The sequence below is a fragment of the Nisaea nitritireducens genome, assembly GCF_014904795.1.
GTDB classification, from domain to species: Bacteria; Pseudomonadota; Alphaproteobacteria; order Thalassobaculales; family Thalassobaculaceae; genus Nisaea; species Nisaea nitritireducens.
Map to the genome: position 1 here is coordinate 90,463 of NZ_JACZFS010000046.1, position 22,455 is coordinate 112,917.

At 60.6% G+C, this 22,455-nt stretch carries 18 protein-coding genes; 6 read left to right on the top strand and 12 right to left on the bottom strand.

Annotated features, from left to right (window positions below):
* Positions 1-8: 8 nt before the first annotated feature.
* The 8 genes from IG629_RS15710 to IG629_RS15745 all read right to left on the bottom strand — a co-directional run bounded on the left by IG629_RS15710 (position 9) and on the right by IG629_RS15745 (position 9,676).
* Positions 9-1,190, bottom strand: a complete 1,182-nt coding sequence (locus tag IG629_RS15710; protein ID WP_193172879.1) for an MFS transporter — start codon at positions 1,188-1,190, stop codon at positions 9-11.
* Positions 1,191-1,211: 21 nt separating this feature from the next.
* Positions 1,212-2,888, bottom strand: a complete 1,677-nt coding sequence (locus IG629_RS15715; protein WP_193172880.1) for an ABC transporter permease — start codon at positions 2,886-2,888, stop codon at positions 1,212-1,214.
* Positions 2,882-4,894: an extracellular solute-binding protein gene (locus IG629_RS15720; protein WP_193172881.1), complete on the bottom strand. Its 2,013-nt coding sequence runs from the start codon at positions 4,892-4,894 to the stop codon at positions 2,882-2,884. The genes IG629_RS15715 and IG629_RS15720 overlap by 7 nt, the downstream gene beginning before the upstream one ends.
* Positions 4,895-4,955: 61 nt before the next feature.
* Positions 4,956-6,380 (bottom strand): DUF4856 domain-containing protein, encoded by a 1,425-nt coding sequence (locus IG629_RS15725; RefSeq protein WP_193172882.1) that lies wholly within the window; start codon positions 6,378-6,380, stop codon positions 4,956-4,958.
* 240 nt (positions 6,381-6,620) lie between these two features.
* On the bottom strand, positions 6,621-7,727 hold the full coding sequence (gene modC / locus IG629_RS15730; protein ID WP_193172883.1) for a molybdenum ABC transporter ATP-binding protein: 1,107 nt from the start codon (positions 7,725-7,727) through the stop codon (positions 6,621-6,623).
* Between the two features lie 7 nt (positions 7,728-7,734).
* Positions 7,735-8,412: a molybdate ABC transporter permease subunit gene (gene modB / locus IG629_RS15735; RefSeq protein ID WP_193172884.1), complete on the bottom strand. Its 678-nt coding sequence runs from the start codon at positions 8,410-8,412 to the stop codon at positions 7,735-7,737.
* Entirely contained in the window at positions 8,409-9,206 is a 798-nt protein-coding gene (gene modA, locus IG629_RS15740) for a molybdate ABC transporter substrate-binding protein (protein ID WP_193172885.1), read from the bottom strand. The genes modB and modA overlap by 4 nt, the downstream gene beginning before the upstream one ends.
* A gap of 68 nt (positions 9,207-9,274) precedes the next feature.
* On the bottom strand, positions 9,275-9,676 hold the full coding sequence (locus tag IG629_RS15745; RefSeq protein WP_193172886.1) for a winged helix-turn-helix domain-containing protein: 402 nt from the start codon (positions 9,674-9,676) through the stop codon (positions 9,275-9,277).
* 78 nt (positions 9,677-9,754) lie between these two features.
* Here IG629_RS15745 and IG629_RS15750 point away from each other — a divergent pair, with 78 nt between their 5' ends.
* Positions 9,755-10,543: an enoyl-CoA hydratase/isomerase family protein gene (locus IG629_RS15750; protein WP_193172887.1), complete on the top strand. Its 789-nt coding sequence runs from the start codon at positions 9,755-9,757 to the stop codon at positions 10,541-10,543.
* Between the two features lie 25 nt (positions 10,544-10,568).
* Here the strand turns inward: IG629_RS15750 and IG629_RS15755 are convergent, their stop codons facing one another.
* Positions 10,569-11,030, bottom strand: a complete 462-nt coding sequence (locus IG629_RS15755) for a GNAT family N-acetyltransferase (protein ID WP_028467309.1) — start codon at positions 11,028-11,030, stop codon at positions 10,569-10,571.
* A 125-nt stretch (positions 11,031-11,155) separates the two neighbouring features.
* Here IG629_RS15755 and IG629_RS15760 point away from each other — a divergent pair, with 125 nt between their 5' ends.
* From IG629_RS15760 to sbmA, 3 genes are all read left to right on the top strand, one after another.
* On the top strand, positions 11,156-11,989 hold the full coding sequence (locus IG629_RS15760) for an amidohydrolase family protein (RefSeq protein WP_193172888.1): 834 nt from the start codon (positions 11,156-11,158) through the stop codon (positions 11,987-11,989).
* Between the two features lie 152 nt (positions 11,990-12,141).
* Positions 12,142-14,361 carry a PAS domain-containing sensor histidine kinase gene (locus IG629_RS15765; RefSeq protein ID WP_193172889.1) on the top strand — a complete coding sequence of 740 codons (2,220 nt, stop codon included), beginning with the start codon at positions 12,142-12,144 and terminating at the stop codon, positions 14,359-14,361.
* 107 nt (positions 14,362-14,468) lie between these two features.
* Complete coding sequence (gene sbmA / locus IG629_RS15770) at positions 14,469-15,479, top strand: peptide antibiotic transporter SbmA (RefSeq protein WP_193172890.1); 1,011 nt, start codon at positions 14,469-14,471, stop codon at positions 15,477-15,479.
* A gap of 58 nt (positions 15,480-15,537) precedes the next feature.
* Here the strand turns inward: sbmA and IG629_RS15775 are convergent, their stop codons facing one another.
* The 3 genes from IG629_RS15775 to IG629_RS15785 all read right to left on the bottom strand — a co-directional run bounded on the left by IG629_RS15775 (position 15,538) and on the right by IG629_RS15785 (position 20,294).
* Entirely contained in the window at positions 15,538-16,569 is a 1,032-nt protein-coding gene (locus IG629_RS15775) for a siderophore-interacting protein (protein WP_193172891.1), read from the bottom strand.
* A gap of 112 nt (positions 16,570-16,681) precedes the next feature.
* Positions 16,682-18,577, bottom strand: coding sequence for a bifunctional sugar phosphate isomerase/epimerase/4-hydroxyphenylpyruvate dioxygenase family protein (locus IG629_RS15780; protein WP_193172892.1), 1,896 nt, complete (start codon positions 18,575-18,577; stop codon positions 16,682-16,684).
* Between the two features lie 52 nt (positions 18,578-18,629).
* Positions 18,630-20,294: an alpha/beta hydrolase fold domain-containing protein gene (locus tag IG629_RS15785; protein WP_193172893.1), complete on the bottom strand. Its 1,665-nt coding sequence runs from the start codon at positions 20,292-20,294 to the stop codon at positions 18,630-18,632.
* Between the two features lie 193 nt (positions 20,295-20,487).
* Between IG629_RS15785 and IG629_RS15790 the strand changes: the two genes are divergently transcribed.
* Together IG629_RS15790 and dctP are read left to right on the top strand one after the other, a co-directional pair.
* Positions 20,488-21,375: a shikimate dehydrogenase gene (locus IG629_RS15790; protein WP_193172894.1), complete on the top strand. Its 888-nt coding sequence runs from the start codon at positions 20,488-20,490 to the stop codon at positions 21,373-21,375.
* A 49-nt stretch (positions 21,376-21,424) separates the two neighbouring features.
* On the top strand, positions 21,425-22,417 hold the full coding sequence (gene dctP / locus IG629_RS15795; protein WP_226886817.1) for a TRAP transporter substrate-binding protein DctP: 993 nt from the start codon (positions 21,425-21,427) through the stop codon (positions 22,415-22,417).
* Positions 22,418-22,455 lie beyond the last annotated feature (38 nt).

Genomic DNA, 22,455 nt, shown 5'->3' on the forward strand with positions numbered 1-22,455 from the left:
AGCCCGGCTCAGACTTCGGCCATTTTCCTGTTCTGCATTCGCCAGAGAATGAACAAACCCGGCAGGGCCAGGGCCGAGCAGACGCCCATCGCGTTATAGGCGGCGGTACCGACATCCTCATACATCATGCCGGCAAGCGGCATCGTCACGCCCATCAGGACGCCGCCGGTTAGCGCGTAATAGAGGCTCTGACCGGTGGCGCCGAGATGATCCGGAATGGCGCGGGTCAGATAAGCCATCGCCCCCAGATGCGCCGCCCCGAAGGTCAGGGCATGCAGGCATTGCAGCGGCATCAACAGAACTGGATCGTTGGTCAGCGGCGTGAGTGGCCAGCGTATCAGGCCGCCGATGGCGGCAAATGCAAGAAAGCCGAGCGGGCCGATTTTGCGGGAGAATCTCCCGGCGAAAGCAAACAGCAGGACTTCGGCGACCACCCCGACCCCCCAGAGAAAGCCGATCATGCTCTCGTCCAGCCCGGCATTGCGCCAGGAGATGGAGCCGAAAGCGTAATAGACGGCGTGGCTGACCTGCAGCAGACCGGCGGTGGCGACGAACAGCAGGAAATCAGGCCGGGCCAGTAGCGAGAGCGGGTTGCTCCGGCTTGTCGTTGCCGGACGCGCGCGTTCCGGCATACCCCAGCAGGCAATCAGGATCGTGCCGACCGCTCCAGCCGCAATCCACATGATCCAGCCCGGGTCACGGCCTGAGAGAAAGGCACCCGTTGCCGTTGTCCCGACGATGAAGCTGATGGAGCCCCAGAGCCGCACCCGGCCGTAATCCAGCCCGGCATCGCGGACCACGCGGAGCGCGATATTCTCCATCACCGGAAGGATCGGATTGTAGAGCGCGGCAAACAGGCCGCAGAGCAGGGCTATTGGCCAGAACCCGGTGGCGCCGGTGAGCAGGAGGCAGGTACAGAGCGACAGCATGGCGAGCACGATGGAGAGCCATCGACCGTGGCTGCGCCGGTCGGCGATATGAGCGACCAGCGGGTGGGAGATCATCTTCACCCAGAACACCGCCGCCATAATCGAGGCGATCTCGATCGGGCTCAGCCCGCGGCTGTCGAGCCAGACCGGCTGGAACGGCAGCAACACACCGAATAGCAGGAAGAAGGTGCCATAGAAGCCAGACAGCCGGAAAAACAGGCTCCGGCGCTCCGCCGCAGAAATTGCAGCCTCAGCACTCATTGCGAACTCGCGATACCGGCCTCAGGCGGGGCGGCGATGTCCGGGCCGGGAGGCGGATATCGCGCGGCTCAGAACTATCACCGGCAGGATGCCTGCCGCAATGATCAGGAGGGCCGGGAGGGCAGCTTCCTCCAGCAGTTCATCTTTTGCGTATTGATAGACGAAGGTCGCGAGCGTCTCGTAGTTGAACGGTCTGAGCAGCAGCGTCATCGGCAGCTCTTTCATCACGTCGACGAAAACGAGGACGCCGCCGGCCGCGACCGAGGTCCGGATCAGAGGAGCAACGATTTCGACCAGGCCCCCGGTCAATGTGCGTCCCAGAGTCCGGCCCGCTTCGATCAGGTTTGACGGGACGCGCTGCAGGCCCGATGCCACCGCGCCGTAGCCAACGGCCTGAAAGCGGACAACGCAGGCCACCACGACCAGCCCGATGCCGCTTGTCAGCCATCCGCCTTGCGCGTGTCCGAACAGGTATCCGGTAAGCGAGGCCATCCCCCGATCCAGCAGCCCGGCCGCGGTTACGACACCGACCGCAAGGATCGTCCCCGGAAAGGCATAACCGATGGATGCCAGGGCCGTCAGTTTGCGGAGGAGCGTGCCGCCGCCATAGACGGCAATCAGCCCCATGAATGTCGCGGACGCGACCACCAGCGCGGCAACCATGGCCGATAGACTGAGGGAGTTCACCACGGCTTCCGCGGCGGCACCCGTCAGGTCGATCGAATACCCCTTCAGCACGAAGGAAAGCAGAACGCCAACCGGGATCAGAAACCCGATCGTTATCGGCGTCCCACAGACGAGAATGCAAACAACGGCGTTCCATTTGCGGGCCGGGAGGGCCGTCATGGTGTTGGCGCGACGCGATGTGTCGGCGAACCGCCGCCGCGTTCGGGCCATGGTCTCAAGCGTGAGCAATGCAAGGATCAGAATGAAGGCCACGCAGGCAATTTGTGAGGCCGCCGCCAGATTGTTCATACCCAGCCAGACATTGAAGATGCCGAGGGTGAGGGTCTGGATGGCGAAGAACTCGACGGTGCCGAAGTCGGAAATCGTCTCCATCAGCACCAGAGCGAGCCCGGCCACGATTGCGGGCCGCGCCAGGGGGAGCGCGATGCCCCAGAACAGGTTGCGGTTCGCCAGACGCCCCGCGTCGAGCATCGAGGCCGGTGTCGTCAAAAAGGCGGCTCGGGCCATCATGTATATGTATGGATAAAGCACCGCGCCCATCACCAGTGCGGCGCCATGCATCGAGCGGATTTCCGGAAACCAGTAATCGCGTGCGCTCGTCCAGCCGAAAAGCGCGCGCAGTGCCATCTGCACCGGTCCGGCATATTCCAGGAAGTCCGTATAGGTGTAGGCAATCAGGTAGCCGGGCACGGCTGCGGGCAGAAGCAGCATCCATTCGAAAAAACGGGATCCGGGGAATTCATAACGGGTCACGACCCAGGCCGAACTGACCCCGAAACAGAGGCTGACGACGGAGACTCCGGCCATCAGAACCAGAGTGTTGCCGACATAATAGGGCAACACGGTCGAGGCCAGGTGCGACCACAACCCCTCGCTGTCTCCGGAGGCGGCAACGAAAACAGCGGCTATGGGGAAAAGCAGGACAATCGCCAGCAGCCCGCTGGCCAGAAACAGTGGGTTGATGAAGGTCCGGACGCCTGCGGGTCCGGGCGCAACTGGTTCTGCTACCATCTAACCCGGTCGATGATCATCTGTGCCTGTGGCGCCAAATCGGCGATGCGTGCGATCGGCATCTGATCTTCCTTGAATGTTCCCCACGACCGGAGTTCATCCGGAATGTCGACGGCAGGGTTCACCGGATACTCGAAGTTGATTGCGCCGTAAAGCCGTTGGGCTTCGGATGAGGTCAGGAATTCAAGAAAACGGACTGCCTCGGCTTTGTTCCGCGAGTGTTTCGCCACGCCGCCGCCGGAGATGTTGATGTGGGTTCCCCGGTCTTGCTGATTGGGGAAAATGAGAGTGACGGCATCCGCCCATTCTCGCTGCGACGGCTTGTCCGAGAATTTCAGTTTGCCGAAATAGTAGTTGTTGATAATCGCGATATCGCAAACGCCTTGGAAGATCGCCCGAACCTGGGCGCGGTCGTTGCCTTGCGGCCGCTGTGCCAGATTCTGGACGACGCCGAGGGCCCACTTTTCCGCACCGTCCGCTCCATTGGCCTCGATCATGGAGGCAACGAGTGCGCGATTGTAGACGTGGCTTCCGGGGCGCGAGCAGATGCGGCCTTCCCACTGGGGATCGCTGAGATCCTCGTAGCGGGAGATTTTGCGCACATCTTCGACGTCTTTCGAGACCGCGATCACACGGGCGCGTTTGGAGAAAGCGAACCAATGGTTCTTCGGATCGCGCAGATGTGCCGGGATGTTCTTCGTGAGCACGGGGGAGTCGACGGCAGAAAGCAGGTTCTTGTCCGCATAAACATGAAGCCGGCCGATATCCACCGTGAGGATGACGTCCGCCGGACTGCTCTCGCCTTCCGCCTGGAGGCGCTGGGCAAGCCCGCGCGAGGCATAGACGATATTCACCTTGGTGCCGGTCTGCTCGGTATAGGCGTCGATGAAGGGCTGGATCAGAAAGGGCTGCCGGTGGGAGTAAATATTCAGTTCCTGCTGCGAGAACGCATATCCGGCCGTGGTCAGGACCAGGACCAGAAACATCAAGCCCCCGGCTACGGTGCGCCGAAGAGCTGTCGATAGTATGGACGACATTAAGAACAGTCCTTTCCTCGCCGAGCGCCGGGCACAATGTGCGGCCTCGAAAACGGGGGTGATATAAAGCGATCTAAGGGCGTGCGGCGTCGGCGCTTCTTCTTCGGTAACACCGAACGAGACCGGCTTCCGGCGCCCCGCAAGGCACAGGCTGCCGCCAACCCAATCCCATATCGCCAGCACCGCTCCAAAATTCTTGTCGTAGTGCTCGGGCGCGATGGAATGGTGGATCTGGTGTTGAGCCGGCGAGATTAAAAGGCGTTCGATCCAGCGGCCGTAGGAAATCCAGACATGGGAGTGCCGGAGGTTGGAGCCTGCAGCGTTAAAGATGAACAGAACCGCATTCGCGCCAAGGATCGTGACCAGTTCGGCGCGATCACCGAAAAAGTAGATGAAAATCGCAACGACGGCACCTTGTACGAGGATGCCGCGCAAGGCGAATATCACGCCTTCAACCGGATGGGTCCGGTAAACAGTGAGTGGCGTCAATGTCTCGGCGGAATGGTGGACCTTGTGAAAACACCAGAGCAGGGGCCAGCGGTGCAGAGCCCGGTGCGTGAGGTATTTCGCGAGATCGTCCAGCAAGAACAGGGTGAGGGTGAACAGCGTGCCGACGGCCCATACCGGAGCGTCCGGCCATATCAGGGTCCGGCCGTCCATCCATATGTGCAGTGCCTCGAAGATCACGGTCGCGACGGCAAGCTTCGATAAAAGACGGGGCATCACCCCCATCAGAACGGCCTGATTGATCAGGAGAACCTTGTAGTCGGCCTTTGCCGAGGAGGACCACCAGATCCGCCGCCCGAAGGCGTCTGCCAGCGCCCGGCGCCAATTTCCCGGCGCGGTCAGACTATAGAAAAGCGCGGCGAGCAAGAGTGCAGCAGCCAGATAGCCCAGGAACACCCGCTTTTCCGGGTTCCAGAAAGGAGCAATGACCTGCTCCATGTAGCTGTATAGGACGTCGTCCATGGCTGATGACACTCGAATGTGGCCGGCGGGCGCTGTAATAGCACCCGCCGGATGGTTCAGGTCAGTCGTTTTCGGCGCTGTTGGTTCCGCCGAGGCTTTTGGTCAGCTCGGCCATGCCCCCGGTGACGTCATTATTCCGGGCCTGTACCCCGAACTTGTCGATCATCAGCTGCTGAACTTTTGCCATATGCAGCATGTATTCGCCCCAGGGCGAGCCCTGGTCGCGGACATAGTTGCCTGAATTGTCGATATCGACGACCTGGCTGGCATTGGTCAACAGCGGGCCGTAGCCGATCATCCGGTTCAGGCGTGTCGCTGTCTCGCCGAGATTGTCCTTGCCGGTCTGCAGTGCCAGGCTGAAGCCCTTGAGCTCACCCCAGTGCTTAATGTAGTTGCGTTCGACCTTCGCCGTGTCGCCATTGGCTTCCATGATCGTCTGCAGCTTGACCATGTCCTTGTAGACGGAGCCGGCATATTTGAAGACCGCTTCCGCGAGAACCTTCTCCCAGTTCTTCCCGATGACCTTGGCATAGGCCCGGAGCTGTTCCCGCTGGGCGGCTGTCAATTTCTCGCCGTTGGCATCCGTCAGCAGGTGACGGCCGTCGAGGAACGCGCCGGTGATCGCGTGCAGGTAATTTGTGGCGTTGCCCTTGTCGTAGACCGAGGCGTCGAAGCCGGCAGCGTAGTAAGCCGGGCCGAACGTCATCTCGGTCTTCAGGTCGACTTTGCCGTCCTTGTTCAAGTCCGCGGCGGCGAGCGCATCGCCCTTCCTTTTGGAGATGTCATAGACCTGACGCGCGGTCAGCTGCATCGTGTGGGCCGGCGTGCCGAAGTAACCGAAGGCTTCGTCCCAGGCGTGTTCCTTGCCCGTATAAGCCGCGCCGTCACGGTATGGCTTGTCGTTCGGTTTCTTGTCCGGACCCAGATATTCATCGAGATAGCCGTCCACAACCTGGTTGTAGGACACCGCACCCATGACGAATTTGGAAATCAGCTGGCTGTAATCGTAGCCATTTGCCAGATCGACCCCGCCTTTGGTTTGCGCCGCTTTATCGATCCAGAATTCGACCAGCTCGGGACCGGTCATGTTGTTGGGCATGCCGGTAACCGTTGCCTTTGTGGTTTTTCCGGCAAGGTTCTTTTTCTTGGAAATCTCGTCGATCTTGCTCTGCTTGATGACGAAAGGACCTTTGCTCTTCGGCGCCAGGATGTCGCGTCCGGCATCGCTTTTCGCGAAGTAGGCCATCATTCTGGTCTTGAGGTCTTCCGGGCTGCTTCCGTCGCCGGAACCCGCGAGCTTCTTCAACGAATCATGCAGGGCGTGCCGGGCAATCTGGCCGGAGTACGAGACCGATGAGGTCTTGCTGCCGGTATAGCCTTTCACGGTGACTGGAAAGTCTGCATAGACGCGGTCGTCGGCCGCAGCAGGTAACGAGAACACCAAAGCCGTTAGCATTGTGGTGGCGAGAATTGACGATCTGCGCATGAGCTTTCCTCCGAGTGCTTTTTATAAGAATCAGCCGTTAGAGGAAGTGTGATAATGAGAGTTTTTATCAATAGCAATAACTGTAATTATGAGAATCATTATTGATATCCTCAGAATTTTTAGGATGAAAGACGCTTATCCCATTGTCCTGACGCGTTTTTGGGGTGCCTGCGGCCCTCCCGGCACTCTTCGGTCCAGGGAGGGGGCAGAATAACGATCTCGTTATCTCTTAAAACCGTTCTAAATCCGCCGCTTCCCGCCACCGGGGATCAGACGGCGGTCGATTGCGCTGCTCTTGATCAGGGCGTAGACATTCATTCCGGCTTCAAGCTTTAACAGGGCAACGCTTTCACGGGTTACCCTTGCCCTGAGGCCGAACCCGTCCAGGTCCAGCAAGATCTCGGCGAATGCGCCGTCTTCCAGAACGATATCCGAAATCCTGGCCCGCAGGGCATTGCGGATGCTGAGGCCGGCCGGCTCTTCGATGGCGATCGAAACGTCACGCGCGCGGACACGAATACGGACCATTGTGCCGGGCTCGGCGTCGATATTCGGCATGCGCAGGACCTGGTTGCCAATTGCAAGGTCTGTCATGGCGTAGTCGGCGTCCTGCGCGAGGACCGGACCTTCCAGGATCACGCCAGCCTCGAAGCGTCCCAGCATCGGGCCGAGATCCATGCGCTGCATCACCTCTGGGACACTTCCCTCCGCCGCGACGCCACCGTTCCTGATCAGGAGCACGTGGTCCGCAAGACGGCTGAGTTCGTCGAGGGAATGTGTGACGTAGAGGACGGGGATGTCCATTTCCTCCCGCACGCGCTCGATATAGGGAAGAATCTCCATCTTGCGCCGGATATCGAGGGATGAAAGTGGCTCATCCATGAGCAGCAGGCGGGGTCGCGAGACCAATGCCCGGCCGATGGCCACGCGCTGTGCCTCGCCCCCGGAAAGCTCTTCCACTCTGCGGTGCAACAAGGGAGCGAGGTCCAGCATGTCGACGATTTGCCCGCGGGTCGGATCGGCGCGACCGGGATTTGCCCTCTTGGCCGCATAGTCGAGATTGCCGCCGGCGGAGAGGTGGGGGAACAGCCGGCTGTCCTGAAAGACAAAGCCGATCCGTCGCTTGTGCGGCGGGACGAAAATCCCGTTTCTGTCGTCCTGCCAGATCTCGCCGTCATGCTCGACATAGCAGTCCGTGCCGCGCTCAAGACCGGAGGCAAGCCGGAGCAGGGTGGTCTTGCCGTGCCCGGACGGACCGAACAGACCGACAATGCCGGAGAGCGGAGCCGAGACATCGACGTTCGCTGTGAATTCCGGGAACCGGATTGTGCCGCGCATGATCAGCATGACCGGCTCATCCCGCCCGCACAGGCGCTCGACGGTGCAGGATTGTCACCGCCATCAGCACCAGGAATGAGAAGATCAGCAAACCGATCGAAAGTCGGTGGGCCTCTGTGTAGGAGAGGGTTTCCACATGCTCGAAGATGGCGATGGAAATCACCCGGGTCTTCTCCGGAATGTTTCCGCCGACCATCAGAACCACGCCGAATTCGCCGACCGTGTGGGCAAAGGTCAGCACGGCAGCGGTGATATAGCCCCGGATGGCTATCGGAGAGGCGACCGTCATGAACGCGTCGAGCGGCGAGGCGCCAAGTGTGGCGGCTGCTTCCATGTGCTTGGTGCCGACCGACTGGAACGCGGTCTGCAGTGGCTGCACGGCAAAAGGCAGGGAATAGATCACCGAGGCGATCAGCAGGCCGGAGAAGGAGAAGGCCAGGGTCTCTCCGGTGAGCTGAACCCAGGCGCCGCCGATGGCGCCGGCGGGGCCGAGCAGGATCAGCAGGTAGAAACCGAGCACGGTCGGCGGCAGGACGAGCGGCAGGGCGACGGCGGGCTCGATGATCCAGCGCAGGCGGGAGCGCGTGTGTGACAGCCACCAGGCGAGGGGCGTGCCAATGAGAACGAGGATGACCGAGGTTGCGCCGGCCAGCTTCAGGGTCAGCAGAATGGCGGAAAGATCGCCCGGGCTCATTTGCAGGCGTCGGGCGGCTGGTACCCGGCCTCGCGAATGGTCGCGCAGCCGGCGGGTGAAGTCAGGAAGGCAAGGAACCCTTCGGCGGCAGGGTTATTCGCGCCCCGTTTCAGGAGCACTGCGTCCTGCCGGATCGGCGTGTGCAGATTTGCTGGAACGGGCCAATGACTGCCGCGCAGACTATCCGGCGCGGCGAGCAGTTGCGACAGCGCGACAAAGCCTGCGGGGGCACCGCCGGCGGCAACGATCTGGAACGCCTGGGCAATATTCTGGCCCATCACGATGCGCTTCTCGTAGGTCTGCCAGAGGCCGAGGGCGGTCAGGCTCTCCTTCGCGGCTACGCCATAAGGCGCCAGTTTCGGATTGGCGATGGAGATGCGCTCGAGTTCGGCCAGGCTGAGAAAGGCGGCACCGTCCTCCGGTATCGTGGCCGGATCGGGGCTCCAGAGGGCCAGGCGACCGGTGGCATAGGTGAAGGGCGCTCGCGCCGCCGTGCCGTCCTTCTGCAGGAGTGCCGGACGGGCCTGATCGGCGGCAAGGAAAGCGTCGAACGGCGCGCCTTGCTGGATCTGGGCATAGATCTGCCCGGTTGACCCGTTTGCGATGACAACAGTCTCGCCGCTTTCTGCCTTGAAAGCCTTGGCCAGCTTGTCTGCGGTGGAGGCGAAATTAGCCGCGACGGCGATGGTGGCTTCGGCTGCGTGAGCTGAAACAGCCCCGGCGATGGCGATCACGAGGCAAGCCAGCAAGGACAGGGTTTGCCTGGTCAGTCGCCTGGAGAATCGCGGTTTCATGATCGGTCCTGTGGTGTGCACGGGTGTCGCGAAAAGAGCGTTATATATCATCGGATATAACGCTCTCGTCAAGGTGAGGCCGCGCCCTCCTCATCGTCCGCTCCGCTTTCCATATTGCTGGCCAGCAATCCGCGCAGTCTTTCCATCTCCGGCGCCAGCACGTCGGCGGCCCGGGCTTCCATTTGCCGGTAACAGGTGGCGATGTCCTGTCCCAGCGCTGTCAGCCGTGCACCACCGCCGCTGCTGCCGCCCTTGGCGGTTTCCACAAGCGGCGCCTGGAAATGGGAGTTCATCCGCTGCACCAGCAGCCAGGCACGGCGGTAACTCATGCCCATGGATCGTCCGGCCTTACTGATCGATCCGGTCTCAGCAATGGCTTCCAGAAGATCCGCCTGACCGGGGCCGATGGCGACATTCGTGTCCAGCACGACGCGAAGACGTGGACCGAGGGTTTTGTTTCCTGCTTTCATGGGGCCGACTCTGCCACGGAGTTCTCCGGGGCACACCGGCAAAATCGAAAACCCGTCAAAGGGTGAAGGGGAGGCGTTGTGGAACACGCGACCGAAGATCTTATCTATGAGGTGAAGGGCGGCATCGGCTGGATCACCTTTAACCGACCCAAGGCCCGTAACGCCTTCACTTTCGCCATGTATGAAGGTGTTGCGGAGATCTGCCGGGATGCCGGCAAAGGCGAGGCGGTTTCCGCCATCGTAATGTGCGGCGCCGGAGACAAGGCCTTCGCGGCGGGCACGGATATCGGCCAGTTCAAGGATTTCTCAACGGCCGAGGACGCCTTCGCCTACGAGGAGAACGGCAACAGGATGATGGCGGATATCGAGCGCTGCCCGGTGCCGACCATCGCGGCGATCCATGGGGCCTGCACCGGCGGCGGCGCAGCGGTTGCGGCTTCCTGCGACATTCGTCTGACGGCGGCGGATCTGAAATTCGGCTTTCCGATTGCCCGTACGCTCGGGAATTGCCTGTCGAATGAAAACCTGCGGCGCCTGTCCTGGCTGGTTGGACCGGCGCGGGTGTCCGAGATGCTGCTGACCGCCCGCCTTGTCGGCGCGGAGGAAGCCAAGGCGATCGGTCTTGTCTCCGAAGTGCTGCCGGACCGGGATGCGGTCATGGCCCGTGCAACGGAGCTGTCGGAGACCCTGAAGGGGCACGCGCCGATCACCATGCGGGTGACCAAGGAAGCGTTGCGGCGCTTGCGCACCAGTGGCGCGGTCCCGGAAGACCGGGATCTGATCGAAGCGGCTTATACCAGCGCCGATTTCCGCGAAGGCATGTCGGCCTTTCTGGAGAAGCGCCGGCCGACTTGGCAGAACCGCTAAGATCGACCGCCGATACCCGGACGCTTCAGGCGGCCAGGCCGCGGGTCATGAAAACGCTGTGCGGGTCGAGGGTGTAGCTGCCGAAAGGCGGGCATTCCTCGAACCCGAAACGGCTATAGAGCGCGCGTGCCGGTGCGAAGGCTTCCATGGAGCCCGTCTCCAGGCTGACCTGCCGGTACCCGCGTTTCTTCGCCTCGGCCAGAATATGCTCCACCATGAGCCGGGCAACGCCCTTGCCGCGATGCTGCCGAGCCGTGTGCATGGATTTCAGCTCGCCCTGATCCGGCGAGAGCTCCCGCAGCGCACCGCAGCCAAGCAGGCTGCCGTCCTGCCAAACGCTCCAGAACGTGATGTCCGGATGTCGCAGCCCGTCGAGATCGAGGGCATGGACGCTTTCCGGCGGCGAATTTGCGTTGCCGTGCTCCAGGTGCGCGGACAGCAATTCCGCGATTTCCGGACCGGTCAAATCGTCGACCCTAATCTCCATTTTATCTCTCCGTTATTGGGTTAGATGCGGAGCATATCGTCAGCGCGGATCGGAGCTCAAGCTGGACGTTGAGCACGAATGCGCCACATCATTTCAACTGATTCGCGGTAGGAGGGAGACGTTCGATGAAGGCACTGGCGAGAAGCCTGGCGATGCTCGGATTCGGGCTGATGCTTTGCGGCAATGTCGTGAAAGCGGAAGAGTTGCGGCTCTTCGATACCCATATTCACTACAGTCACGATGCCTGGGAGCGGTATTCCGCTGAGGACGCCGTGGAGATATTACGGCAGGCAGGACTCCGCAGGGCCTTCGTTTCCAGCTCGCCGGATGAGGGGACTCAGAGGCTTTATCGTGCGGCACCGGATTTCATCGTGCCGGTGTTGCGCCCTTACCGGAAACGGGGGGAGCTCCAAAGCTGGGTGGACGATCCGACTGTGGTGGAGATGGTGGCCGGACGGCTTGCGGCCAATCGCTATGCGGGGATTGGCGAGTTTCATGTCTCGGGCGCGGATGCGGATAAACCGGCCGTCCGCGGTCTTGTCGATCTGGCCCGTAAGCACGGACTTTTTCTCCATGCACATGCGGATGCCGACGCTATTGCGCGGATTTTCAAGCACGATCCGGAGGCGCGGGTTCTGTGGGCGCATGCCGGTTTTGAGGGCCGCGAACGGGTTGAAGCCACGCTGGCCGCTTATCCAGAACTCCGGGCCGACCTGTCCTTCCGTTTCGAGCATGTATCGGGCGGCAAGATAACCCCCGCCTGGCGCCGGACCTTCGTGCGTTTCCCCGGGCGCTTCACCATCGGCACCGATACCTACACGCCGTCCCGCTGGGAAGACGTGGCCGATTATATAACGTGGGTTCGAGGCTGGCTCGCCGACTTGCCGGAGCCTGTTCGGAGTAACATAGCATTCCGGAACGCTGAGGCATTACTCGCCTCTAATCCGAATGCGATGTAAGGCCTTCACCCGCTTGTGAAATTATTGTCGAGATAGCGATTTAGACTTGCCCGTACTGGAGGTGCGCGGCTTAGTGTGTGCTAGTGCACTCAAAATAATTACGGTTTCGGCGTATCAATGAAAACCGTATGGACAGGCAGGACTACCCCACGATGGCTATTTCACTGCATACAGCAGCGCTCAGCGCAATGCTCGCGTCGTTGTTGCTTGCGGCTGCATTAACGTATTTGCGGTCGATACCGAATGCGCCAAGCGGGCTGAGTTGGTGGGCCGGCGGGTTCTGGGCCTATGCCGGGGCGAATGGCTGCGTCGCATTCATTGCGCCGGAACCCGCTTCGATCTTCCTTGAAATCCTGCTGGCCATGTCCGCGGTTATGCTCGCGGCCGGAACGCGCAGGTTTCTTGGATATGCAGTTCTGGCCCAGCTTGTTGTTCTTGGCATCAGCCTGATCGTTTTCTGGGTCCTCGCCGCTGAAATCTTCCAGCTTCCGCCGCTCGTCCGGGCCGTCCCGGTTTTCATTCTGGCTGTGGGCGGCTTGATCTTTAGCGGCCTGTCGCTCTGGCGAAAGAGCGGTACAGGCAGCATCGGAGCCGGGTACCGGATAACCGGGGTGCTCTTCGTATTCTGGGGATTGCTTCAGCTGGATTACCCGATTTTGCGCGATGTGGAGTGGATTGCGCCCTACGGGTTTCTTCTGGCGCAGGTTTTGGCCATTGCCTGCGCGATTGGGCTGATGATTATCGCCCACCATAAAATGATAGCGCGGGCTGAAACGGAAGCTGCTGCGCGGCATGCCGCGGATGACGCGTTACTTCTGCAGCTCGACTTGCGGCAGCACATCATCGATGCCGTGCCGATGCCGATTTTCGTTGAAGACGATAATGGCCTGCTGGTGAATGCGAACAGTGCGTTTGCGCAGCTTACGGGCTGCAACCAGCCTGATGTCGCCGGAAAGAATATCGATGAGATCTGGTCGGACGCGGGCATCGTTCAGGCTCTGGAGCCGGAAAATGCCGCCGGGCCGGAAGGCATGATCCAGCCAGTCTCGATGGTGCTGGCCCTTCCGTCGGGGCAGGCCCGCAGCTACGCCGTTTCCAAAATGTCTCTCGCGATGCCGGGCGAATCCCGATCCGGCAGTGTCGTGGTCATGCAGGACATGACAGACCGCAATCGCACGGAGATGCAGCTCCATGAAAGCGAGAAGCGGTTTCGGGATTTCGCCGAGGCGTCTTCGGACTGGCTGTGGGAAACCGATGCAGAAGGGCGCTTCAGCTATTTCGCGCATGGCGCACGGGACTACAGCGGGCTGATCCCGGAAAGCAATCTCGGGAGGACCCGTTTCGAGGCGACGATTGAAGACCTGACCTCGGAGAAATGGCGAACGCATATCTCCGACATCGAGGCGCAGCGGCCTTTCAGCGGGTTCCGTTATCTTTTGCGTGGCGAAGAAGGGCACGAAGTCGCGGTGATGATCAATGGCATGCCGTTCTACGACGATGACGGCACGTTTCTCGGGTATCGCGGAACAGGCAGCGACGTTACCCGGCAGCGGGAGGCGGAAATATCCCGCGACCGGGCCTTGCTGGATGCCGAAAGGGCGAACCGGGCGAAGTCTGAATTTTTGGCCACGATGAGTCACGAGTTCCGCACACCGCTGAATGCCATTCTCGGTTTCAGTGAGATGCTCTCGCAGGAAGTCCTCGGTCCGGTCGGTGCGCCGGCTTACCGGGAATATGCCGATGCCATAAATGACAGCGGAAACCACATGCTGGCGCTGGTGAACGACATCCTCGATATATCCGCCATCGAGGCGGGCAAGCGCGTGATCATGAAGGAGGAAATAGGCCTCCTGGAGTTGCTGCGGGAAAGCACCGTCGAGGTTTCTAAAATCGCGGCCGACAAATCGATCAATCTCGAGGTGGGTGTGCCTGGCGAGCCGTTGCGGCTGTTCGCTGATCTCCGGTCCGTGCGCCAGATCATTCTGAATTTGCTGTCCAATGCCGTGAAATTCACCCCGGAGAGTGGCTGGATACGGCTCTCGGCACAGTCGGACCGGGGGGATATGATTGCAATCGTCGTCGAGGATAGCGGCGAGGGTATTGCGGCGGACAAGCTGCCCACCATCACCGACCCCTTTTCCCAGGCGAGCAATCATCCGCATCACAGCCATGAAGGCACCGGCCTTGGCCTTAGTATCGTCAAATCTCTGGTGGATGCTCATTCCGGTGAATTGAGGATAGAGAGCACTCTTGGAGTGGGCACCAAAGTGACAGTCTGGCTGCATGCGGCACTCGGCCCGAAACCGGCGCTTCAGGAAACCACGTCAGCGGGGCCCAAGGTCGATATCGAAGAAGACTCGGACGACATCTAGCCGAGGCTTTCAGGCGCGTCAGACGGGGCGTGTGTATGTCCGGTTGTTCCGGGGGCGATCTGTCTATACATCCTGAGCATTGAACAGAACCGAAAACAGGTGACCTGATGTTTCGATCCTTCTTTCTGAACCGCGAATGGGCGGTCTGGGCGTGGGTTGGTATGGCGTTGATCGTCGGTGGTACCTGGTATCAGGTTCAGCTCGATGTTCAGATCAATGAGTGGTTCGGCGGTTTCTATGACACGGTTCAGAAGGCGCTCGGCGAGCCGGGCAGCATTTCTATCGGAGAATTCTACAAGCTGCTTCTGACATTTGGACAGATCGCAGGGATCTACATCGTCGTCGCCGTCTTCCTCGGCTTTTTCACCAAGCACTGGGTGTTTCGCTGGCGCCAGGCGATGAACGGTTTCTACATGTCGCACTGGCAGCATCTTCGGCATATCGAAGGCGCAAGCCAGCGCGTTCAGGAAGATACAAGGCGGTTTGCGACGATCATGGAATCGCTCGGCAGTAACCTGCTCGACTCCCTGATGACCCTGCTCGCATTCCTGCCGATCCTCTGGGGACTTTCCAAGCAGGTGAAAGTGGTCCCGTTCTTTGGGGAGGTAGATCACGCGCTGGTCTATGTCGCGATCATCTTCGCGCTTTTCGGGACGGCCGTACTTGCCGTGGTCGGTTTGAAGCTGCCGGGCCTGGAATTCAACAATCAGAAGGTGGAAGCGGCCTATCGCAAGGAACTGGTTTACGGCGAGGATCACGAGGACCGTGCCACGCCGCCGACCGTGTGGGAATTGTTCCAGAATGTCCGGAAGAACTATTTCCGGCTGTTCTTCCACTACATGTATTTCGATGTCGCCAAATGGAGCTATCTGCAGTTTGGTGTTCTGGTGCCCTATATCGCGCTCGCCCCCACCATTGTCGCCGGAGCCATCACGCTCGGTGTCATGCAGCAGATTGTCCGGGCATTCGGCCGGGTGGAATCGTCTTTCCAGTTTCTGGTCCGGAGCTGGGGCACCATCGTCGAGCTGATCTCAGTCTACAAACGCCTGCGCGCTTTCGAAGCTCAGCTCGAAACGTTGCCACCGGAGCCGCGACCGCAACCCGAAGCGGCTGACTAACCCGGAGCTGGACTGACAGCGAAGCGCGGCGAAGACGGGAGCTTTTGGCCAGACAGTTTTACGCCGGCTCTGTGCGCCGCCAGTAAGCAGCGCTGGACCGGCGTTCGGCCGGAAGTTCGAGAGTGGATTTGAAATGTGTCCGGAGGGCTCTGGCCTGTTCGGCTTCGCCGGCAAACCAGTAAGTGCCGTTCCCGGTTGCGGGTGCCGCGATGGCTTTCATGGCATCGACAAGATCGGCGGTGCTGACCCAATCGATCATGAAATTCGCCGGCAGGGCGATCTCGAATGGGGCCTGATGCGAATGCAGACCGATGACGACATGTCCGCCGGTCTGATTCGGACGATTTTCCAGAATGCGCAGGATCGCTGGGACAGCCGTATCGTCGCCGCCGATCGCGAGCCACCCTTCCGGCGGGAAATAGCCGCCACCCGGGCCGAGCATGCCAACGGCATCGCCCGGTTGTGCCGTTTCTGACCAGTCTGCAAAAGCGCCGCCGGCATGGCGGACAATATCGATGTCGACCTCACCGCTCTCGGGGCGAATCTGCCGGATCGTGTAGACCCGGACCGTCAGACTGTTGTCACCGTCCGGATAATGGACTGCGCCGGACGGCTCTATCGTTGGCCATACCGTTTCACGGTCGCCCGGCACCTCCGGAAACATCAGGCGGACATGCAAACCGCGCTGATCGAACGGGGCCAGATCCTCGCCCTTCAGCGTCATCCGCAACAGCCAGCTGGAGAGAGGCTGTACCTGCGCGACCGTCATTTTCCGGAAATTTTTCGGCTGGCCGGGCGCGGGGGCGACGCCGCTCCAGGTGATGGTTTTCGCCAGAACGGGATCGGTTTCCGCCAGATAGTGGGTGATCGATCCCTGAAGGGTTGTCAGTGCCGCTTCGTCGGGTGACTCGATCCTGACCTGAAGCGCGCCATCCTGTGCCAGCAAGTAGATGCGACCGAAATCGGTCTCATACGTCGCGTCATTCGCGGCGCGCGCCACCGGCAGGATATCGTGGGATTCCAGGTGACGGATATGTTCGTCCAGCCAGATCCCGGCATTGCCCACCGAAACCAAAAGTTCTGCTTGCATGACCCCGCGCCGATCCCGGCGTCAACTGGCCGAGTCTGATAATGAGAGTTGTTCGCAGAATCAGTCGCAATTCATGACGGATGTCAAGTTTTCGTGGAACGATGGATCAAGATCACCGGGTGACTGTTGCAGATCCGCTTTCAAGTGCGCGCTTCTGGGCGGCGATCCGGAACTGTGCGTTGCTCGCGCCATAACCGGCATATCCGCCCCTGCGCTCGACGATCTCGAAGAAGAATCCCTCGCCATAATTGGGACTGTAAATCTGGAAGTATTCGCCCAGATCATCGCGGTCATAGAGGATGCTGGCCTCTTTCAGCCGGTCGAGCAGGTCGCCGTCGAGGGCAAAGCGCGCATCCAGGTCGTCATAATAGTTCGGGGAAATCGGCAAGGGGACGAAGCCGGTTTTTTTCAGCTGGTCCGCCGTGGCGAAAATATCGTCTGTTCTGAAGGCCACGTGCTGGACGGCCGAGCCGAAGCTCTCGGTGATGAAGTGTCCGGCGAGAGTCCTCCGGTTCTCGGCACCGTTCAAGGTGATTCGGAGCGAGCCTTCGGGATTCTCGATGGCCTGGCTCCGGACCAGTCCGGCGGGATCGACGACATCGACCATTGGCGTTTTCCGCGTGTCGAAAATCGATGTGTAGAACAGCAGCCAGGTCAGCATTTCCTCGTAGTTCATGGTCTGGGCGAGATGGTCGATACTGGTCAGGCCGGCGTCCTGTCCCTGTATCTGCCCGTCTTCCGCCTTGAACTCGATCTCCCACACCCGGGCGAGCTCGCTGTGATTGTCGAGGAAATGCATGATGCCGCCACCGACTCCGCGAATGGCGGGAATGCTCAGCTCGCCGGGGCCCACAGGCTGTTCGAAAAGGGTGGCGCCGAGCTGGCGCGCCCGTTCCACAGTCGCGGCGGCGTCCTCCACCTTCAAGCCGATATCGCAGACGGTCGTGCCATGCACTAGGTAGGAGGAATGGGCGAAGCCTTCCCGTTCGGTGTTGATGACGATGTTGATGTCACCCTGGCGCCAGAGCTTCACATCCTTCGCGATGTGCTGGCCGGCTTTCTGAAAGCCGAGAGCGGTCAGTTGGGCGCCGAGCTCTTCCGCCTCCTTCTCATCGGCCGCGAATTCGATGAACTCGATGCCCGAGGCACGGACCCGGTCCGGCATGTCCGGAACGTCCATCGCGATCCCGGGCTCGGAGCGTTTCACCCGGTCCATCAGATAGACCAGGGAGCGGTGCCCATCGATGGAAATGGTCTTGGGGGAGCCGCCACGGAACTGGTCGTTGAAGATTTCGAGGGAGACATAGCCGTCGTACCCGGTGGCGGCGACGGCGCTCATAAACTTGGTGACGTCGAGATCGCCTTCCCCCGGCATGCAGCGGTAATGCCTGCTCCAGTGAAAGAGATCCATGTCGATCGCCGGTGCGTCGGCAAGTTGAACGAAAAAGATCTTGTCGCCCGGAACGGACCGGATGGAATTCGGGTCCAGCTCCCGTGCGAGCGTATGGAAGGAGTCGACGATCAGGCCGATATTCGGATGATCGGCCCGGCGGACGATTTCCCAAGCGTCCCGGTGGTCGTTGATATGCCGCCCCCAGGCGAGCGCTTCATAACCGACGCGGATTCCCCGTTTGGCCGCACGCTCGCCAAGTTCGGCGAAATCCGCTGCCGCCCGGTCGATGCCGCCAAGAGAGAGCGGAGAGACGTTGGAGCAGATCAGCACGAGGTCCGCACCGAGCTCTCTCATCAGGTCGAACTTCCGCTCTGCCCGGTCGAAGGTGCGGGCGCGTTGCGGCTCGGGCATGCCTTCGAAGTCGCGGAACGGCTGGAACAGTGTGATCTCCAGCCCATGGTCGCGCACAAGCTGCCCGGCATCCCGGGGCGATCCGTCGAAGGCGAGGAAATCGTTCTCGAAGATCTCGATCCCGTCGAACCCGGCGGCGGAGATGGCCGCCATTTTCTCCTCGAAGTCACCCGAAATCGAGACGGTGGCGATGGATGTTTTCATCGAAGTCACTTCTCCATGTGTCCGGGGATTGTCATGCGGTATCCGCCGTCATTTATGCGCATGTGGCTTTGAGCCAGGCGCACATCCGGCGCAGCGAAGCTTCCGTTTCAGGGCAATATTCCATCGCCCGCAGATAGCCATGGATCAGGCCTTCGCCCGGGGCTCGGGCGACCGGCACTCCGGCCGTCTCAAGCGCGTCCGCATAGGCAATGCCGCTGTCGCGCAGCGGGTCGTACTGGGCGACGGCAATGAATGCCGGGGGCAGCCCGGTATGGCTGCTGGCGGCGAGCGGGGCGATATAGGGATCGCTGTTCAGTTGCGCCGCATCGGCGCAATAGAGCGCGTTATTTTCCGCCATGCCGGCGACCTTCAGCAACGGGCCGTTAGCGTTCTCGACATAGGAAGGCCGGGTGCGGTCGAAATCGCAGGAAGGATAGACGAGCATCTGCGCCCGGAGCGGTATGTTCAGCTCCCTGCATTTCAGGGCGACCGCCGCGGCGATGTTGCCGCCTGCGCTATCGCCGCCGACGGCGATACGGGCCGGGTCGATACCGAGTTTCCCGGCGTTCTGGTGTGCCCATTCCACGACCGAGGTGCACTGCTGGAAAGCGGCGGGGTAGGGGTGTTCCGGTGCCAGTGCGTAATCGACGCTGATCACCGTTTGCCTGTTCCAGTCAGCGATGCGAGCCGTAATGTCCCAGTGAGTTTCCGGGCTGCCCTGCATCCAGCCGCCGCCATGCATGTAGATCAGGGCGGATTGCGGCGCGCTGTCGGCATGACGGAATACCCGAACGCGAACGGGGCCACCGGGACTGTCGATCCAGTGCTCCTCGTCCGTCTCCACACCCTCCGGCGTCTCCAGCCGCATTTCGCGGGCGATGGCTTCGAACCTGACACGGCGGTCAGCCGGTGTGGCACCCGGTGCCAGGCTGGCCCACTTGCTGTCCCAGACATCAAGGAACCGGACAATGCCGGGAAGAATCCGGCGCGTTTCATCCAATGAATTAAGCACGCTGCGTCCTTTGTCTGTATCGGTCCGCATGACGAAGCGCAGGATCATGTCGCCGACATGCCGGCGCAGCATCTGCTGGCCTCTGGGGCTGAACAGGTCGTCTCCGAAAATCCGGGAGAAGGTCGATCGGTTGGAAACGTTGAAGTAACAGAGAGCCGAGATGTGCCAGTGCAGTTCAAGCGCCGTCAGTCCGCGCCGGAACAGGCCAAGCTCGCAGCCGCGTGCATAGATGTTCTCCAGCAACCGTATCGCTGAGCTGTTCTGCCCGACGATACCGTCGGACCGGGACATATGCTCTCCGTTATGGATGTTTTCGATGGTCACAAGGCGGACGAAATTGACCGCGTTGCGATGGTGGTCGAAGGTGAATTCGGCAAGCTGACGCAGCGCTTCGACCGGCGGGACCTGTGCCAGGTCGAGGGCATCCTCGGACCGGCGCATTTCCTGATAGGCGTCTTCCAGAGCGGCCCGGTATAGGCCTTCCTTGTCGCCGAAATAGTAATAGATCATCCGCTTCGAGGTCTTGGTCTTGGCCGCAATCTCCGAGATGCGCGCGCCAGAGAGTCCCTTCGCCGCGAAAATCTCGCGGGCAATCTGAAGAATGTTGGCCTGAACCGCGTCGGGGTCCTGCTTCCATCCCTTGCGGAACAATTCTCCCGGCTGGTCCCCCGGCTGGTCTGATGACGTATCAACCTCGCCCAACATTTCCTCCCATCGTGTTCTTCAGTTTCTTTCGTTGGTCTCAGCATAACGGAGTACTGCACCGGGTGCGCGCCTTCGTGCCGAGCCTCCCCTGGGCTGTCAGGAGGGGTTGAGCGCATCACTATTGACATATTTAACCGTGATGAACAATATCGAGAAAAATAAGCCCGACTGTTAACGGTCGTGGACATAAGGGATGGGCGTTGTGGAAGTTGAAGTCGAGGGCATCGGTGGAGCCTCGCTGCCGGATTGTGTGCTGGCTGGCCTGATTGGCAACAGCATTCAGGCTTCGCGAACGCCCAGAATGCATATGGATGAAGGGGCCGCGCTCGGGTTTCCTTACGAGTACCGGCTGATCGATCTGCCCCGCGATCTGGAAGAGGCGGCGATTGCCCGGATCCTTGCAGGTCTGGAAGATACCGGATATCGCGGCGTCAATGTAACCGTACCGTACAAAAGAGACATTCTGACGCATCTTGATGCGCTGTCCGATGACGCGCATGCAGTGGGTGCCGTCAATACCGTACTGTTCACCAAGGACGGCAGGATCGGGCACAACACGGATTATTGGGGTTTTGCGGAAAGCCTGCGACGCGGCCTTCCGGATGTTGCGCGCGATAAGGTGCTGCTGATGGGGGCGGGGGGCGCCGGCCATGCGGTCGCGCATGCCCTGGTGGATTCCGGCGTTGGAACGCTGCTGGTTTGCGATACGAACCGGGAGCTGGCCACGTCCCTTGTCTCCGAGCTGAATGAGCGCGCCGGAGCCGGGCGCGCCGAGCTTGTAGAGGATGTCGCGGAAGCGGCGAAAGCTGCCGACGGCATCGTCAACGCCACCCCGGTGGGCATGCTGAAAATGCCGGGAATGCCGATCGACGGCGCACTTGTCGAGCCCCGTCATTGGGTCGCGGACATTGTCTATTTTCCATTGGAGACAAAGTTACTTGCACATGCCCGCGGAAAGGGCTGTGCGGTTTTGTCGGGTGCCGGTATGGCGCTCTTTCAAGCAGTCCGGGCTTTCGAGCTGTTCACCGGCGTTACGCCGGATGCCGACCGGATGAAGGCGGTGTTCGACTCGTTCGACTGACCGTCGCGGGACGCAGGGTCCGCAAAATTCGCAAAAAAGGGAGGAAACAATGCGAAGTCAAACGATGAAAGGCACCCTTCGTGGTGCCGTTGCCGCAATGGCGCTTCTGGTCACGGCAGGAGCCGTCAATGCGGCCGACAAGGTTGAGATCATCTATTCCGATACCGTTCAGGAAACGGACCGCCGCAGCGGTATCCTGAAGGAACATTTCGCCGGGTGTTTGGGCGATGGCTTTGAGTTCAAGCCCTATTTCGGCGCCACTCTGTTCAAGCAGGGCACCGAGCTGACCGCCATGCAGCGCGGCAATCTCGATATGGCCAACCTCGCCAGCTATGACTTCGAAAACCAGGTTCCGTCCGCCTCCATCCTTGGCACCGGATATCTGTTCCGGGGCTACGAGCACATGCGCAAGGTGTTCGACGGCGATGTGATGGACGGCCTGTTCGGTGAGATCCAGGAGAAGACCGGGGTCAAGGTCCTGGCCAATCCTTATATCGGCACCCGCCACGTCAACATCAAAGGCGACAAGAAGATCATGACGCCGGCGGACATGGCCGGCATCAAGCTGCGTATGCCGGGTGGTGAGGGCTGGCAGTTCCTGGGTAAGGCGCTTGGCGCCAACCCGACGCCGGTGGCCTTCACGGAGGTTTATACGGCGCTGCAGACCGGTACCGTGGACGGGCAGGACAATCCGCTGCCGACCAATAAGCAGATGAAGTTCTACGAGGTGACCAATCAGATCATCCTGACCAGCCACCGGGTCGCCACCAACATCTTCGCCATGTCGGGCAAGAAATGGAACAGCCTGAACGATGCCCAGAAGGCGAAGGTCAAAGAATGCTCCATGAGTTTCCAGGCAGCCATGGACAAGAGCACGCTCGGACTTGAGAAGGAAATGGCGGACTTCTTCGAGAAGGAAGGCCTGAAGCTCTACAAGCCGGACATCGACGCGTTCCGCAACCACGCGCTCGATATGTACAAAAACTCCGATTATTCGAAGAACTGGCCCGCCGGACTCCTCGAAAAGATCAATAAGACCTAATATCCGAGACGGCACCGGCGCTCGTGCGGCGCCGGTGC